Here is a 14589-nt window from a genome sequence, read left to right on the forward strand (position 1 = left end):
AACCCGTTCCCGGCAAGTCGGCCCGCGGTCAGCACGGCTTTAGGACGCCCCGGAGTAGGATGACGCGATGACGGACGACCTCTTCACGCCGCTCGAACTCAGGGAGACCGAGATTCCGAACCGACTGATGCTGTCCCCGATGTGCCAGTACTCCTGCGACGGCCTCGACGGCCTCGCGACGGAATGGCACAACGTCCACCTCGGCACGCGCGCCGTCGGCGGCGCCGGCCTCGTGATGGCCGAAGCGACCGCCGTCGAAGCGCGCGGCCGCATCACCCCCCACGACCTCGGCATCTGGAGCGAGGAACACGCGGACGCGCTCAAACGCACCACGGACTTCATCGAATCCCAGGGCGCGGTGTCAGGCATCCAGCTCGCGCACGCCGGACGCAAAGCCTCCACGCACCGGCCGTGGGCGGACGAAGACGGCTACGTCCCAATTGAGGACGAAGGCTGGGAGGTCGTCTCCGCGACGGACGAACCCTACCCCTACGAAACCGACCACCCCACGCACGCGCTCACCACCGAGGAAGTCGAAGACGTCGTCGACTCCTTCCGAGAGGCAGCCGAGCACGCGCTCGACGCCGGGTTTGACGTGCCCGAAGTTCACGCCGCCCACGGCTACCTCCTCCACCAGTTCCTCAGCCCCGTCACGAACGACCGCGACGACAAGTACGGCGGGAGCTTCGAGAACCGCACCCGCATCGTCCGCGAAGTCACCGAAGCGGTACGCGACGTCTACCCCGACGACAAACCCGTCTTCGTCCGCATCAGCGCCACCGACTGGATCGACGACGAACCCAGCTGGGACGTCGAACAATCCACCCGACTCGCCGACCAGCTCGCCGACGCCGGCGCCGACCTCATCGACGTCTCCACCGGCGGCATCTCCCCGAAACAAAACATCGAATGGGTCGGCCCGAACTACCAACTCCGCTTCGCCGAACACATCCGGGAGAACAAGACCTCCAACATCAAAATCGGGAGCGTCGGCGGCATCACCAGCCCCGAACAGGCAGACTCCCTCATCCGCAACGACCGCGTCGACCTCACCATCATCGGCCGCAAATTCCTCCGCGACCCCTACTTCGGCCTCCACGCCGCCCAAGAACTCGGCCACGAAGACGCCAACCGACCACCCGCCCAGTACCGCCGGGGCTTCTAATCCACCTTTTTACTGTGAGGGGGTCGCTCTGCGACCCCCCTCCAGCAAAAACCTGGAGGGAAAAGCCTCGCTCCGCGAGCGAGTGAATCGCGGCGCGACGCGCCGCGAATGCTATTTTCTGTTCCGCTCCCACAATCGTTCCGCGAGTGTTCAAGTAGGAAGCCGCGGCCAGCGAACGGTATCTACTGAGAATCGTCGCGCGTCGGAGCCGCGAAATCCGACGACCAGCCGTCGCGCGAACCTACAGAGTCGTCGTGTCAGCCCCAAAACCCGGATTTAAGGGTGCGGCGAGCCTTCGGTTCGACGAGACGTGATTCGTTCGACCCCCCGGGAGAGACTGCCAGTCACAAATCACGCAGGTAGCACTCGATGAGCCTGCGCGTTCGCTGGCGTGCGAGCCTCACGCTCGTCGGCCTCGTCCTCAAGTGGCTCTGGGTACCGCTCACAGCACCTCTCCTTCTCGCGCTGTACGACGGCACTCCCATCCTTCCGTTCGTCGTTCCGATGGTCGTCACCGCGCTCCTCGGCGCCGCACTCGAACGATTCCCCTCGGACGGTGACGTGCACGTCCGCGAAGCCTTCCTGATGGTCGCGCTCACCTGGCTGAGCGTCGCAGTCATCGGGTCGCTGCCGTTCCTCCTCGCCCAAAACGGCGTTCTCGCACATCCCGTGAACGCGCTGTTCGAGGCGATGAGCGGCGTCACCACGACTGGCGCGACCGTCATCGTCGACTTCGACGCGCACTCGCGAGCCATCTTCCTGTGGCGGTCGCTCCTCCAATGGCTCGGCGGCCTCGGTGTACTCGTGCTCGCGACCGCCGTCCTCTCCCGTGTCTCCGTCGGCGGCGCGCAGCTCATGGAGACGGAAACCCAGACGAAGGACGTCAAACTCACGCCGAAGATTTCGGAGACAGCGCGGTTGCTCTGGACGATATACATCGTGTTGACCGCGCTCGCGGTCGTCGTCCTCTACGGGCTGAACCTCGCCGGCGTCGCACCCGAGATGACGCTGTTCGACGCCATCGCGCACGCCCTCACGTCCGTGTCGACGAGCGGGTTCTCGCCGCGCGCGGACAGCATCGCGGCGTTCTCGCCGGCCGTCCAGTGGGCGCTCGCGCTGTTCATGGTCACGGGCGCGACGAGTTTCGTCCTCATCTACCACGCGGTCACGGGGGACACGAAGCGCGCGCGGAACAGCAGCGAGTTCCGGTTCTACATCGGGACGCTGACCGCGTTCGTGCTCGCCGCCATGGTCCTCCTGACCCTCGATTCGGGGCTCGACCTCTCCGGGATGGACTTGGTTCGGCACGCCGTCTTCCAGGTGGTATCCATCGTGACGACGACCGGGTACGCGAGCATGGACTTCAACGTCTGGTCGTCAAGCGCGAAATCCCTGCTGTTTGCGGGAATGTTCGTCGGCGGAATGGCGGGGAGCACGACGTGCTCCATCAAGGCTGTGCGGTGGCTGGTCGTCCTGAAGTCGCTGCGCCGCGACCTCTACTCCTCGGCACTCCCGAACGTCGTTAAGCCGGTTCGACTCGGTGGAAGTGTCATCGAGGAGGATACGATTCGCGACATCTACGCGTACGTCCTTCTGACGCTCGTGTTCTTCGCGGCAGCGGCCGCGTTCGTCGCGGTCGACGCCGCGCGCGTCGGACTGCCGGTGAGCGAGTTCGAAGCGATGGGCGCGGCGGCGTCGACGTTTCTCAATATCGGGCCGGCGTTCGGGCTCGCCGGCCCGCTCGCGAACTACGAGGCGTTCCCGATGTCGACGAAGGTCGTGATGACGGTTCTCATGTGGATCGGCCGTATCGAAATCGTGCCCGTGCTCGTGTTGTTGACGCCGACGTTCTGGCGGTCCTAGGTCTGTCTGGCGGCGAGAATCGCGCCGGCGAGGACGAACCCGCCCGCGGCGACGAACGCGACGGTGTAGCTCGTGGTGGTGGCGAGCCAGCCGCCGAGAAGGCTTCCGACTCCTGTTGCGACGCCGCCGAGCGCGCCGTACGCGCCGAGCGCGTCCCCGCGAATCGCGGGCGGGGCGAGTCGCGTGACGAGGGTGGTCGCGGTGACGGCGACGACGGCCCAGGTCACGCCGACGGCGAGGAAGAGCAGGAGAAGTGCGAGCAATCCGGGGAGTGCGGGGAGGAGCGCGACGAGCGCGATAGCGGGGAAGAGGAGGACGCGCGCGGCGAGCGCGACGAGCTGGACGACGCGCGCGCCGTGCTGGGTGGCAAGCGCGCCGGCGCGAGCGTAGAAGACGGCGGAGGCGGCGCTGGATGCGAGGAACACGACGAACACCTCGGTGGAGCCGTACCCGAGGTCGGTGAGGAAGGCGGGGAGCGGCCCGAAGAACGTCGCGAACCCGGTGAACGCGAGGAAGACGGCGACGAGGTAGGCGGCGAGCGCGGGTGTGAGACGGGCGGCGAGCGCTCGCGGGTGGAGGCGGCGTATCGCCCAGAACGACCGCAGGCCGCTGAATGGACTGATGCGGGTGGCGCGGCCGGAGCCGCGGAGGAGGCGTTCGACGCTCGCGGTGGAGCGCCCGAACCGTGCGATGGAGACGGTGGGCTGGGGGAGCGAGCGCCACGCGAGCGCGAACGCGGCGACGGTGACGACGGCGGAGAGCCCGAAGAACCACCGCTGGGCGGAGAGCGTGTCGAGGACGCGACCGGCGACGGCGGCGTTCCAGACGGTTCCGGCGAGCAGGCCGGCGAGCCAGCCGTACCCCTGGACTTCGTTGAGGCGGCCGATGCGGGCGTCCCAGCCGGATTCGGGGACGTCGGCGACGGCGAGCAGCGTGAGGACGGGCGCGGCGGCGGCGGCCGCGAAGAGGAGCGCGGCGTTCGCGGTGACCACGGCCCACACGGAGGAAACAAACGGGAAGACGGCGAACGCGAGCGCTGCCGCGCCGAGGCTGAGCAGGACGAACGGCCGGTAGCGGCCGGTGCGGGAGGCGAGACGTCCCCAGGCGAGCGCGCCGGGGACGCCGGCGAACGCGCCGGTCGCGGCGATGAGGCCGACGGCGAACGCGTCCGCGCCGAGCGCGAGCGCGTACAGCGGCACGAGCACGGACGCCGCGCCGATGGCGGCGTATCCGAGCGCCCACGCGTACAGCCAGCGGTCGGAACTCACGGTCGTGAGGTGTCTCGGGCGTGACAAAGCGGTTGCGTTCGCGGAAGAACGCGGCGTTTATCCCGCGGCGGTCTGTGCGCTCTACTCGGAATGAGTTCGGACGAGACGCCCCCCGAGGGGTTGGCGGGCGAACCGGGGACGGAGCGCGTGGAGGAGTCTCTGGTCGAGTACGGTATCGAGGACGAACCGCCGCTGGGTCGCGCGGCGGCGCTCGGCCTCCAGCACTATCTGACGATGGTCGGCGCGAACATCGCGGTGCCGCTCATCCTCGCGGCCGCAATGGGGATGCCGGCGGACGCGACCGCACAACTGGTCGGGACGTTCTTCGTCGTGTCCGGGGTGGCGACGCTCGCGCAGACGACGCTCGGGAACCGCTATCCCATCGTGCAGGGCGCGTCGTTCGCGCTGCTCGCGCCGGCGCTCGCCATCGTCGGCGTGATGGCGAGCCAGCCGAATCCGCCGAGCTGGGAGGTGATGTTGCGGCAGCTTCAGGGCGCGATTATCGTCGCCGCGCTCGCGGAGACCGTCATCGGCTACGTCGGCCTGGTCGGCTGGCTGAAGAAATACATCTCGCCGGTGAGCATCGCGCCGACAATCGCGCTCATCGGGCTCGCGCTGTTCAACGCGCCGCAGATTATCGACGTGAACGCCCAGATGGCGGGCGCGCAGCAGAACTGGTACCTGCTCGGACTCACGGTCCTGCTCATCGTCGGGTGCAGTCAGTACCTCTCGACGGTGAGCACGGCGTTCCGGCTCTACCCCGTCCTCATCGGCATCGTCGCCGCGTGGGGCGTCGCGGCCGTGCTCTCCGTCGTCGGCGTCATCGGCCCGAACGCGTACGGCTACGTCGACCTCTCGCAGGTCACGTCCGCGCCCGCGCTCACCGTGCCGTCGCCGTTCCAGTGGGGGACGCCGCTGTTCACGCCCGCGTACATCGTCGGAATGTTCGCGGGCTTCCTCGCGTCCATCTTCGAGTCCTTCGGCGACTATCACGCGGTCGCGCGGCTCTCCGGGACGAGCGCGCCGTCCGCGAAACGCATCAACCACGGTATCGGCATGGAGGGACTGATGAGCGCGTTCGCGGGCATCATGGGCACCGGGAACGGCTCCACGTCCTACTCCGAGAACGTCGGCGCCATCGGATTGACCGGCGTCGCGTCCCGGTACGTCGTCCAACTCGGCGCGCTGTTCATGCTCGTCGTCGGGTTCGTCGGATACGTCGGCGGTCTCGTCACCACCATCCCCGACCCAATCGTCGGCGGCCTGTTCGTCGCGATGTTCGGCCAGATCGTCGCGGTCGGCCTCTCGAACCTGAAGTACGTCGACCTCGATTCGTCCAGGAATATCTACGTGCTCGGGTTCTCGCTGTTCGTCGGCCTCGCCGTCCCCGCCTACATGGGCGGCGTGGCGGACGCGTCGGTGCTGCAGGCCGGGTTCGCCGACGTGCCCGTGCTCGGCGTCCTGCTCGGAACGGAAGTGGTGGCGCAGACGGTGTACGTCGTCGGCGGCACCGGGATGGCGGTCGGCGGACTGACCGCGTTCGTGCTGGACAACACGATTCCGGGGAGCCGCGAGGAACGCGGCCTCGACGAGTGGTCGGCGCTCACGGAGGACGAGGGCGCGTTCGAGTCCGCGTGGGAGCGCCTGCGTCAGTAGAGGAGGAGCGGAACCATCGCGAGCGCGCCGGCGAGCAGGCCGAGCGCGAGTTCCGGAACGCCGTCGTTTTCGAGATTCCTCCCAGTCTCGCGGGCTTCGGGGATGAACTCGGTGAGCACGAGGTAGGTCATCGCGCCGGCGGCGAACCCGAAGCCGTACGGGAGGAAGACGCGCGCCCACCGCACGAAGACGAACGCGATGCCCGCGCCGATGGGCTGGGGGATACTGGAGAAGACGGCCGCGCCGACCATCCGCCACTTGCTCATCCCGAGGTTCTTGAGGGGGATGGAGACCGCGAGGCCCTCCGGAACGTTGTGGATGGAGATGGCGACGGTCATGAAGACGGCGAGCACGGGGACTGAGAACCCGAGGAGGACGAGCGTGTTCTCGGCGGTGTCGAGTCCGAGGTTCGCGAAGCTGACGCCGACGGCGACGCCCTCGGGGAAGGAGTGGACGGTGAGGACGCCGAGGATGAGTACGAGTTTCCGGAAGTCGGCTTCCGCGAACTCCCGCGGGTCGACTTCGGCGTCCGTGATGACGCGGTGCGCGACGACGACGAGGACGACGCCGGCGAGCGCGCCCGCGCCGACTTCGACGGGCGTGCCGTGGCCGAGTCCCTGCAGAACGAGGCCGAACCCGGACGCGGAGAGCATGATGCCGGACGCGAGCCCCCAGAGCGCGACGGTCCAGCGGTCGCTCACGTCGTCGACGAGGAAGAACGGGAGCGCGCCGAGTCCGGTCGCGAGGCACGTGACGAGCCCTGCGAGCACGACGAACGCGAGAGCGGCGAGCGAAACCATACCGACAGTTACCGGCGAACACTCTTTTCTATTTCGGAAAATTATTTTGGCGTTCCTAAAACTCGGCGGGTGGTTTTATCGGTCGACCGGTCCTCTGAGTAGGTGATGACAGGTGTAGGAGTCGGCGGCCTCTTCGACCCCGACCGCGTCGCTGTCGTCGGCGCGACGGACCGCGCGGGGTCGGTGGGGCGCGCCGTCCTGGAGAACCTCGACTCGTTCGACGGCGAGGTCGTCGCGGTGAACCCGAGTCGGGAGTCCGTGCTCGGCTATCGCTGCCACGACTCGGTCGCCGCGGTCGACGGTGTAGACCTCGCGGTCGTGGTGGTGCCGCCGTCGGTCGCCGTCGACGTGGTGCGCGAGGCCGGCGAGGCCGGTATCAGAAACGTTGTCGTCGTCACGGCGGGGTTCGGCGAAGCCGGAAGCGAGGGCGCGGCGCGCGAGCGCGACCTCGCCGCGGTCGCCGCCGAGTACGACCTCACGCTCGTCGGACCGAACAGCCTGGGAATCATGAGCACGCCGGCGTCGATGAACGCGACGTTCGGCCCCGCGGACGCGCTCCCGGGGTCGATGAGCTTCATGAGCCAGTCGGGCGCGTTCATCACCGCCGCGCTGGACTGGGCGGGCGACCAGGGCATCGGGTTCCGGCACGTCGTCAGCCTCGGGAACGAGGCCGTGCTCGACGAGACGGACTTCGTCGAGGCGTGGGGCGGCGACGAGACGAGCGTCGTCCTCGGGTACCTCGAAGGCATCAGCGACGGCCGCGAGTTCATCGACACCGCGCGCGACGTGACCGCCGACACGCCCGTCGTGCTCGTGAAGTCCGGGCGAACCGAGGCGGGCGCGCAGGCCGCGTCCAGCCACACCGGCACCATCGCGGGCAGCGACGCCGCGTACGAGGCCGGATTGGACCAGGCGGGTGTAGTGCGCGCGACGAACGTCCAGCAGTTGTTCGACTACGCTCGCGCGCTCGACGGCCTCCCGCTGCCCGAGTCGGATTCGGTAGCCGTGGTGACGAACGCGGGCGGCCCGGGCGTGATGGCGACCGACGCCGTCGGCGACTCCTCGCTCTCGATGGCGTCGTTCACGGACGAGACGCTGGACGCGCTCAGCGAAGCGCTCCCCGCGAACGCGAACCGCTACAACCCCGTGGACGTCATCGGGGACGCGGGCATCGAGCGCTTTCGGACCGCGCTCGACACGGTGCTGGGCGACCCGAACGTCGGCGCGGCCGTCGTGGTCGCCGCACCCACCGCCGTCCTCGACTACGCGGACCTCGCGGACGCCGTCGGCGAAGTGACGGAGGCCCACGGCCTCCCGGTCGCGGCGGTACTGATGGGCGGAAGTCGCGCCGAGGAGCCGGCGGCCCGCCTCCGCGAGTCGGGCGTTCCGAACTACTTCGACCCGGCGCGGGCCGTGGATAGCCTCGACGCGCTCGCCCGCCAGCGCCGCATCTCGGAGCGCGAGTACGAACCGCCGCGAGAGTTCGACGTGGACCGAGACGCGGCCCGGGAGATATTGGAAGCCGCGGCCGACCGCGGGGAAACCCGGCTCGGCGTCGAAGCGATGGGGCTGCTGGACGCGTACGGCATTCCCACCCCCGAGGGCGGTATCGCGGAGACGCCCGAGGACGCGGTGTCGTTGGCGCACGAAATCGAGGGCGACGTAGTGATGAAAATCGTCAGTCCCGACATCCTTCACAAGTCGGACATCGGCGGCGTGAAGGTCGGCGTGCCGAACGAGGACGTGTACGACGCGTACGAGGACCTCGTCTCGCGCGCCCGGAACTACCAGCCGGACGCAACCGTGCTCGGCGTGCAGGTGCAGGAGCTCGTGGACACCGACCAAGGGACGGAGACGATTCTCGGCGTGAACCGCGACCCCCAGTTCGGGCCGCTCGTCCTCTTTGGATTGGGCGGTATCTTCGTCGAGGTGATGGAGGACACGACCGTGCGAGTCGCGCCGGTGAGCGAGCGCGAGGCCGACGGGATGCTCTCCGACATTCAGGCCGCGCCGCTCCTGCGGGGGGCGCGCGGCCGCGAACCCACCGACCTCGACGCGCTCCGGGAGAGCATCGAGCGACTCAGCCAGCTCGCGACGGACTTCCCCGCGATTCTCGAACTGGACGTGAACCCACTCGTGGCGACGGCCGACGGCGTCGAGGCCGTGGACGTCCGCCTCACCATCGACCCAGACGACCTATGACGACGACACTACTCGCATCAACGGCGGACAGCACCGGAAAGACCGCGGTCGCGCTCGCGCTCGCGCGGGCCGCGCAGGACCGCGACCACACTGTCGGGTACATGAAGCCGCTCGGCACGCATCTCCAGAGCAACGTCGGGAAGACGCTTGACCCCGACCCACTGTTGGCGCGGGACGTGCTCGGCCTCGACACCGAGGTCCACGACATGGAGCCGGTCGTGTACTCGCCGACGTTCGTGGACGGCGTGCTCCGCGGGAAGGAGGACACGGAGGAACTCGCGGCGCGCGTCCGCGAGGCCTACGAGGGCATCAGCGCGAACGCCGACGAGGTGTTCGTGGAGGCCGCGGGAACCCCGAGTACGGGCCGCGCCGCGGGGCTCGCGCCGCCCGCGCTCGCCGACCTGCTCGACGCCCGGGTCGTACTCGTCTCGGACTACGCGGAATCCCGGGACGTGGACGGCGTGCTGGACGCCGCGGACCGCTACGGCGACCGCCTCGCGGGCGTGCTGTTCAACCGCGTGAGCGACGCCGCGCTCGACGATTTGGACGCGGACGCCGCGGCGTTCCTCGAATCCCACGACGTGCCCGTGCTCGGCGCGGTGCCGCGCGTCCCCGAGTTGGCCGGCGTCACGGTCGGCGACCTCGCGGACGAACTCGGCGCGCGCACCGTCACGGACGCGGACACCAGCGGTCTCGTGGAGCGCTTCCTCGTCGGCGCGATGAGCGGGGAGTCCGCGCTCCAGCACTTCCGCCGCACCACGAACGCCGCCGTCGTCACGGGCGGCGACCGCGCGGACGTGCAGACCGCCGCGCTGGACGCGCCCGGCGTCGAAGCGCTCGTGCTCACGGGCGGCCACGAACCGACGGGCGCGGTCGTCGGAAAGGCCGCGGACGCCGGCGTGCCCGTGCTCGTCGTCGCCACCGACACGCTCCGTACCATCGAGCGCCTCGAAGCCGTGCTCGGCGGCGGCCACGTCCGCAACCGCGACACCGTCGCGCGAATGCAGGGCTTGCTCGCGGAACACGCCGACATCGACGCCCTCCTCGGGTAGCGCCGTCCGCCTCTTTTATCCCGATGGTGGCGCTATCGAGGGTATGGACTGGTACGCGCTCTCCACGCTCGACGACGCGCTCGACGAGACGCGGAGCCTCCTCACGCCCGTCCGCGTGGGCGTCTGGCTCCGCCTGGCCGTCGTCACGGTGTTCGCTGGCGGCGCGACCGGCGGCCGGAACGCCTCCGTCTCCCTCGAAGCGGTGCCGACGTGGGGGTTCCGCAGCGCGCTCGAAAACGCGCCCCGCCTCGTGGTGCTCGCCGCGGTCGCGCTCGTGGTGCTCGCCGTGCTCGGGTTCGTCGGGTCCGTCATGGAGTTCGTGCTCGTGTCCGCGCTCCGCACGCGCACGGTCGGCCTCCGCCGACAGTTCGTCGCCGCGCTCTCCCCCGGACTCCGCCTGTTCGGCTTCCAGATTGCGCTCCTCCTCGCCGCGCTCGTCCCCATCGCGGCCGTCGTCGGTCTCATCCTCGCCGCGCTCGGCACGGAGTCCGTCGCGCTCGCCGTCGTCGCCGTCGTCTTCGTCCCGGTTGCGGGCGTTCTCGCGCTCGCCGTGTTCCTCGCGAGCGCCGCCACCACCTCGTTCGTCGTTCCGCTGATGCAGGACCGCGAGGTCGGCGTGCTCGACGGCTGGCGCGCGTTCTGGCCGACGCTCCGGGGAGAAATCCGACAGTTCGTCGCGTACGCGGCGGTACGGGTCGCGCTCTCCGTGCTCGCAGGCATCCTGACGAGCATCGTCGCGGGCGCGTTCGCCGTCCCGGTCGCGCTCGCGTTCTCCGGCCTCGCGCTCGGCGGCGTCGCGACGGGCGTACTCGCCGCCGTGGCCGTGCTCGCGCTGCTCGTCGCCGTCGGCCTGTTGGTCGCCGTGCAGGTGCCGGTGACGACCTACCTCCGCTATCACTCCCTGCTCGTGCTGGAGGCGTCCAGCGCCGAGTTCCGGCTTCGGTAACGCATATCAGCGCGGGGGGAGAACGCCCGGTGTGTTCCCCGACATCGAGTACTTGGAGTGGATAACTGGGCGACCCGAGGTCGCGATGTACGACCTCGGCACGAGCGACCTCCGCGGCGACCGCGACCGCGGGGATGCGGTCGTCCCCGCGCCCCTCGACGGCCTCGACGACCCGCCGACAGGCGCGACCCTGGAGATGCAGATCGCGGGCGAGTACGGCGTCGAACCCGAGCAAGTCCTCGTGACCGGCGGGGCGACGCAGGCGAACTTCCTCGCGGCCGCGGCCGCGCTCGACACCGAAGACGACGCGGGAGACGCCGACGGCTCGCGCGTGCTGGTGGAGAAACCGGGGTACGAGCCGCTGGTCGCGTCACCGACCGGGCTCGGCGCGCACGTCGACCGGTTCCTTCGCGACGAAAACTACGCGCTCGACCCCAAGCGCGTGGAGAAGGCGCTGACGCCCGACACCCGGTTGGTGACGGTGACGAACCGCCACAATCCGTCGGGTCGGCTCGCGGAGCGGGAGACGCTCGCCGAAACCGCGGCGGTCGCGCGGGAGGGCGGCGCGCGGTTGCTCGTGGACGAGGTGTACGCGCCCTACCTGCCGGAAGCGGCGGACGGGCCGTTCGGCGGCCCGAGCGCCGTGGCGTTCGAGGACGCAGTGGTGACGGGGTCGTTGACGAAGTTCTTCGGGTTGGGCGACCTCCGCATCGGCTGGGTCGTCGCCGACGAGTCGTTCGTCGAGCGCGCACGCTCCGTCAGCAACCACTTCCACGCGGTGTCCGGGCCGAGTCGGACGCTCGCGATGCGCGCGTTCCACAACCGAGACCGGCTCGCGGAGCGCTCGCGGACGCTGCTCGCGGAGAACGCGGAGTTACTCTCGTCGTTCGTCGCCGACCGCGACGACCTCACCGGGTCGGTCGCGCCCGGGAGCACGTTCGCGTTCCTCGACCCCGCGAACACGGACGGGGACGCGCTCACGGAACGCGCCTGGGAGAACGGCCTGCTCGTCGTTCCAGGGCGGTTCTTCGGGGATTCGGAGCGCGTTCGCGTGAGCCTCGGCCTCGCGCCGAACGAGATGGCGGCCGCCCTCGATACGTTCGGGGACGTGCTCGACCGCTTCCGGTAGGCCTGCAAGAGTTAAGGGCCGCGGACGCATCGCCGGAGACATGGACGAGACTCCGCAGGAAATAACGACGCTCGTCGGTCGCGAGGTCTACTCCAACAACGGCGTGTTCGTCGGCGAAATCGAGGACCTCCGACTCGACCTGGACGCAGAGGTCGTGAACGGGCTCGCGCTCGGTCAACTGAACGGCGACCTGTTCACGGACCACTCGACGGGGAGCAAGGGCGTCATCATCCCGTATCGGTGGGTTCGCGCCGTCGGCGACGTGGTGCTCGTGAACGACATCGTCGAGCGCATGAAGGGCGCCGAGGACGAGAACGAACTCGCGGTATAATCCGACAGAACTTTTCTTTCCGGGTGCGCGCGTTCGGCTATGTTCGTTCTCGTGAACCTGAAGGCCTACCCCTGTGACCCCGAGGCCATCGGGGCGGCCGCCGAGACTGTCGCCGCCGAGACGGGTGCGCGAATCGCGGTCGCGCCGCAAGCCGCCGACCTGCGCGCCGTCGCTGATACGGGTGTGGAGACGTGGGCGCAGCACGTCAGCCCGGTCGAGCACGGCAGTCACACCGGAAGCACGCTCGCGGAGCGCGTCGCGGACGCCGGTGCGGAGGGAACGCTCCTGAATCACAGCGAGAAACGCCTCCGCCTCGCGGACATCGACGACGCCATCGGTGCCGCGGAGCGCGCCGGACTGGACACCGTCGCGTGCGCGAACAATCCCGCCCAGGTCGGTTCGGTCGCCCAACTCGGCCCGGACGCGGTCGCGGTCGAACCCCCGGAGCTCATCGGGACCGGAACGCCCGTGAGCCAGGCCGACCCCGACGTGGTGCGCGCCGCCGTCGACGCCGCGAGCGAGGTCGGTGACGTGCCCGTCTACTGCGGCGCGGGCATCTCCACCGGCGACGACGTGGCGGCCGCGCGCGACCTCGGCGCCGAGGGCGTGCTGCTCGCGTCCGGCGTCGCGAAGGCGGAGGACCCCGAGGCAGCGCTCCGCGACCTCGTCACCGCGCTCTAAGCGCGGACGACGTAGTGCGACGCCGCCTGCTCCTCCAGCACCGCTTTCTCCCGCATGTCGACCAGGTAGCCGGTCGGCGTGCGCCGGAGGTCGTGGGCGGCGTCCACCCGCACGAGATTTCCGCGGACCTGCGCGGACGGCGGTTTCTGCGCGGCCGCGCAGTCGTAGACGGTGAGTAGTTCGTCGCCGCGCTCGGCCTCGTAGACGATGAGTCGCGCGTGCCGGTCGAGACGCCATTCTCCCTCCGCGACCCGCGGAAGTTTGTTCACTCGAACTCACCCAGGCTCGCCTGGCCCTCGCTTTCGCCCACCTCGGTGTCGGGGTGCTCGCGAACCTCCGGCGGTTCCGAACTTCCCTCCCACGACCCGAGTTTCGCCTGCTCCGCGTCCGAGAAGGAGAGGTTGGAGACGCGAACGCCGACCTTCCGCACCTCGACGTCCCGGAACTCCGCGAGCAGGTCGCGCGTCACGTCGTGCACGAGGCTCGGTTCGTCCACGGGACCCGGGAGGCTCTTCGCGCGCGTGTTCACGTCGAACGGCGGCGTCACGACCTTGATGCCGATGGTGCGGTAGAGCGCGTCCTTCCGGGTCGCGCGCTCCGCGACGGCGTCCGCGAGCGCGTCCACGCGCTCCCGCACTCGCTCGAAGTCGTCTGTCGCGCCGTCGAACGCGGATTCCCGGCTCAGGCTCTTCGGCTTCCCGCGGGGTTCGACCGGGCGCGCGTCCCGTCCGTTCGCGCGCTCGTGGAGTTCTCGCCCGCGGTCGCCGAACCACCCAGACACCTCGTGCTTCGGCGTCCCGGCGAGGTCGCCGATGGTCTCGACGCCCTCCGAACGCAGGTCGCGCGCCCGCACCGGCCCGACGCCGTGCAACCGTTCCACGTCGAGCGGCGCGAGGAACGACGCCACCTCCTCGGGAGGGACGACGGTGAGGCCGTCGGGCTTGTCGTGGTCGCTCGCTATCTTCGCCGTGCTCATGTTCGGCGCGACGCCCACGGACGCCGGCACGCCGACCTCGCGCGCGATGCGTTGCTTGACGTGCCGCCCGAACCCCTCCGCGACCGACCACTCCGTCCGCTCCGTGATGTCCAGGTAGGCTTCGTCGATAGACACCTCCCGCACGGTGTCCCCGAGGTCGTGCAAAATAGTCTTCACCTCGTCCGCGACCGACTGATAGTACTCCATGTCCACCGGCCGATAGAAGCCCGCGTCCGGGTCGTCGGGGTTGTTGGCTCTGCGTGGGAGGCGGTCGAGCGCCGTCGAGATTGCTTGCGCGCTCTCGACGCCGTACGCTCGCGCCTCGTAGGACGCGGTCGCGACCGCGCCCGTCGTCTCGCCGTCCTCGTACCCCATCCCCACCACGACCGGCTCACCCCGAAGGTCGGGGTCGCGGCGGCGCTCGCAGCTCGCGTAGAAGCAGTCCATATCGACGTGGAGGACGATGCGCTCCGCGGGGTCGGCGCTCACCCCGTGAGTGTATTCGTCCAAAGTCACGTGG

The 14589-nt window shown here is 69.6% G+C and carries 13 protein-coding genes; 9 read left to right on the forward strand and 4 right to left on the reverse strand.

Going from position 1 to position 14589, the window contains the following annotated elements:
- The first annotated feature begins 67 nt into the window (after window positions 1–67).
- Window positions 68–1165 carry an NADH:flavin oxidoreductase/NADH oxidase gene (locus ACOZ4O_RS03120; protein ID WP_424523857.1) on the forward strand — a complete coding sequence of 366 codons (1098 nt, stop codon included), beginning with the start codon at window positions 68–70 and terminating at the stop codon, window positions 1163–1165.
- A gap of 369 nt (window positions 1166–1534) precedes the next feature.
- Window positions 1535–3028: a TrkH family potassium uptake protein gene (locus ACOZ4O_RS03125; RefSeq protein ID WP_424523858.1), complete on the forward strand. Its 1494-nt coding sequence runs from the start codon at window positions 1535–1537 to the stop codon at window positions 3026–3028.
- On the opposite strand, the gene ACOZ4O_RS03130 is transcribed toward ACOZ4O_RS03125, so the two are convergent.
- Entirely contained in the window at window positions 3025–4296 is a 1272-nt protein-coding gene (locus ACOZ4O_RS03130; RefSeq protein WP_424523859.1) for an MFS transporter, read from the reverse strand. The genes ACOZ4O_RS03125 and ACOZ4O_RS03130 overlap by 4 nt on opposite strands.
- A 90-nt stretch (window positions 4297–4386) precedes the next feature.
- Here ACOZ4O_RS03130 and ACOZ4O_RS03135 point away from each other — a divergent pair, with 90 nt between their 5' ends.
- A complete protein-coding gene (locus tag ACOZ4O_RS03135) occupies window positions 4387–5952 on the forward strand; it encodes a uracil-xanthine permease family protein (protein WP_424523860.1) in 1566 nt (521 codons plus the stop codon).
- Here ACOZ4O_RS03135 and ACOZ4O_RS03140 read toward each other — a convergent pair.
- A complete protein-coding gene (locus ACOZ4O_RS03140) occupies window positions 5946–6752 on the reverse strand; it encodes a ZIP family metal transporter (protein ID WP_424523861.1) in 807 nt (268 codons plus the stop codon). The genes ACOZ4O_RS03135 and ACOZ4O_RS03140 overlap by 7 nt on opposite strands.
- Window positions 6753–6857: 105 nt before the next feature.
- Here ACOZ4O_RS03140 and ACOZ4O_RS03145 point away from each other — a divergent pair, with 105 nt between their 5' ends.
- The 6 genes from ACOZ4O_RS03145 to tpiA are packed head-to-tail and all read left to right on the forward strand — an operon-like array spanning window position 6858 to window position 13093.
- Entirely contained in the window at window positions 6858–8954 is a 2097-nt protein-coding gene (locus ACOZ4O_RS03145; RefSeq protein WP_424523862.1) for an acetate--CoA ligase family protein, read from the forward strand.
- Complete coding sequence (locus ACOZ4O_RS03150) at window positions 8951–10006, forward strand: AAA family ATPase (protein WP_424523863.1); 1056 nt, start codon at window positions 8951–8953, stop codon at window positions 10004–10006. Before ACOZ4O_RS03145 ends, ACOZ4O_RS03150 begins: the two co-directional genes overlap by 4 nt.
- Before the next feature lie 43 nt (window positions 10007–10049).
- Entirely contained in the window at window positions 10050–10952 is a 903-nt protein-coding gene (locus tag ACOZ4O_RS03155; protein WP_424523864.1) for a DUF7544 domain-containing protein, read from the forward strand.
- A gap of 31 nt (window positions 10953–10983) precedes the next feature.
- Window positions 10984–12081, forward strand: a complete 1098-nt coding sequence (locus ACOZ4O_RS03160; protein WP_424523865.1) for a pyridoxal phosphate-dependent aminotransferase — start codon at window positions 10984–10986, stop codon at window positions 12079–12081.
- A 40-nt stretch (window positions 12082–12121) separates the two neighbouring features.
- Window positions 12122–12412, forward strand: a complete 291-nt coding sequence (locus ACOZ4O_RS03165; RefSeq protein WP_424523866.1) for a PRC-barrel domain-containing protein — start codon at window positions 12122–12124, stop codon at window positions 12410–12412.
- A 39-nt stretch (window positions 12413–12451) separates the two neighbouring features.
- On the forward strand, window positions 12452–13093 hold the full coding sequence (tpiA, locus tag ACOZ4O_RS03170; protein ID WP_424523867.1) for a triose-phosphate isomerase: 642 nt from the start codon (window positions 12452–12454) through the stop codon (window positions 13091–13093).
- Here tpiA and ACOZ4O_RS03175 read toward each other — a convergent pair.
- Window positions 13090–13362, reverse strand: a complete 273-nt coding sequence (locus tag ACOZ4O_RS03175; protein ID WP_424523868.1) for a hypothetical protein — start codon at window positions 13360–13362, stop codon at window positions 13090–13092. The two genes, tpiA and ACOZ4O_RS03175, sit on opposite strands and share 4 nt — an antisense overlap.
- Window positions 13359–14585, reverse strand: a complete 1227-nt coding sequence (dinB, locus tag ACOZ4O_RS03180) for a DNA polymerase IV (RefSeq protein WP_424523869.1) — start codon at window positions 14583–14585, stop codon at window positions 13359–13361. The genes ACOZ4O_RS03175 and dinB overlap by 4 nt, the downstream gene beginning before the upstream one ends.
- Window positions 14586–14589: the final 4 nt, after the last annotated feature.

The sequence above is a fragment of the Salarchaeum japonicum genome (genome assembly GCF_049705945.1).
Taxonomy (GTDB): Archaea; Halobacteriota; Halobacteria; order Halobacteriales; family Halobacteriaceae; genus Salarchaeum; species Salarchaeum japonicum_A.

What these genes read in the sequence shown, in the direction of transcription:
- ACOZ4O_RS03145 (WP_424523862.1), top strand. Translation starts at nt 6,858, where the DNA reads ATGACAGGTGTAGGAGTCGGCGGCCTCTTCGACCCCGACCGCGTCGCT.
- ACOZ4O_RS03125 (WP_424523858.1), top strand. Translation starts at nt 1,535, where the DNA reads ATGAGCCTGCGCGTTCGCTGGCGTGCGAGCCTCACGCTCGTCGGCCTC.
- ACOZ4O_RS03155 (WP_424523864.1), top strand. Translation starts at nt 10,050, where the DNA reads ATGGACTGGTACGCGCTCTCCACGCTCGACGACGCGCTCGACGAGACG.
- ACOZ4O_RS03150 (WP_424523863.1), top strand. Translation starts at nt 8,951, where the DNA reads ATGACGACGACACTACTCGCATCAACGGCGGACAGCACCGGAAAGACC.
- tpiA (WP_424523867.1), top strand. Translation starts at nt 12,452, where the DNA reads ATGTTCGTTCTCGTGAACCTGAAGGCCTACCCCTGTGACCCCGAGGCC.
- ACOZ4O_RS03140 (WP_424523861.1), bottom strand. Translation starts at nt 6,752, where the DNA reads ATGGTTTCGCTCGCCGCTCTCGCGTTCGTCGTGCTCGCAGGGCTCGTC.
- ACOZ4O_RS03165 (WP_424523866.1), top strand. Translation starts at nt 12,122, where the DNA reads ATGGACGAGACTCCGCAGGAAATAACGACGCTCGTCGGTCGCGAGGTC.
- ACOZ4O_RS03120 (WP_424523857.1), top strand. Translation starts at nt 68, where the DNA reads ATGACGGACGACCTCTTCACGCCGCTCGAACTCAGGGAGACCGAGATT.
- ACOZ4O_RS03135 (WP_424523860.1), top strand. Translation starts at nt 4,387, where the DNA reads ATGAGTTCGGACGAGACGCCCCCCGAGGGGTTGGCGGGCGAACCGGGG.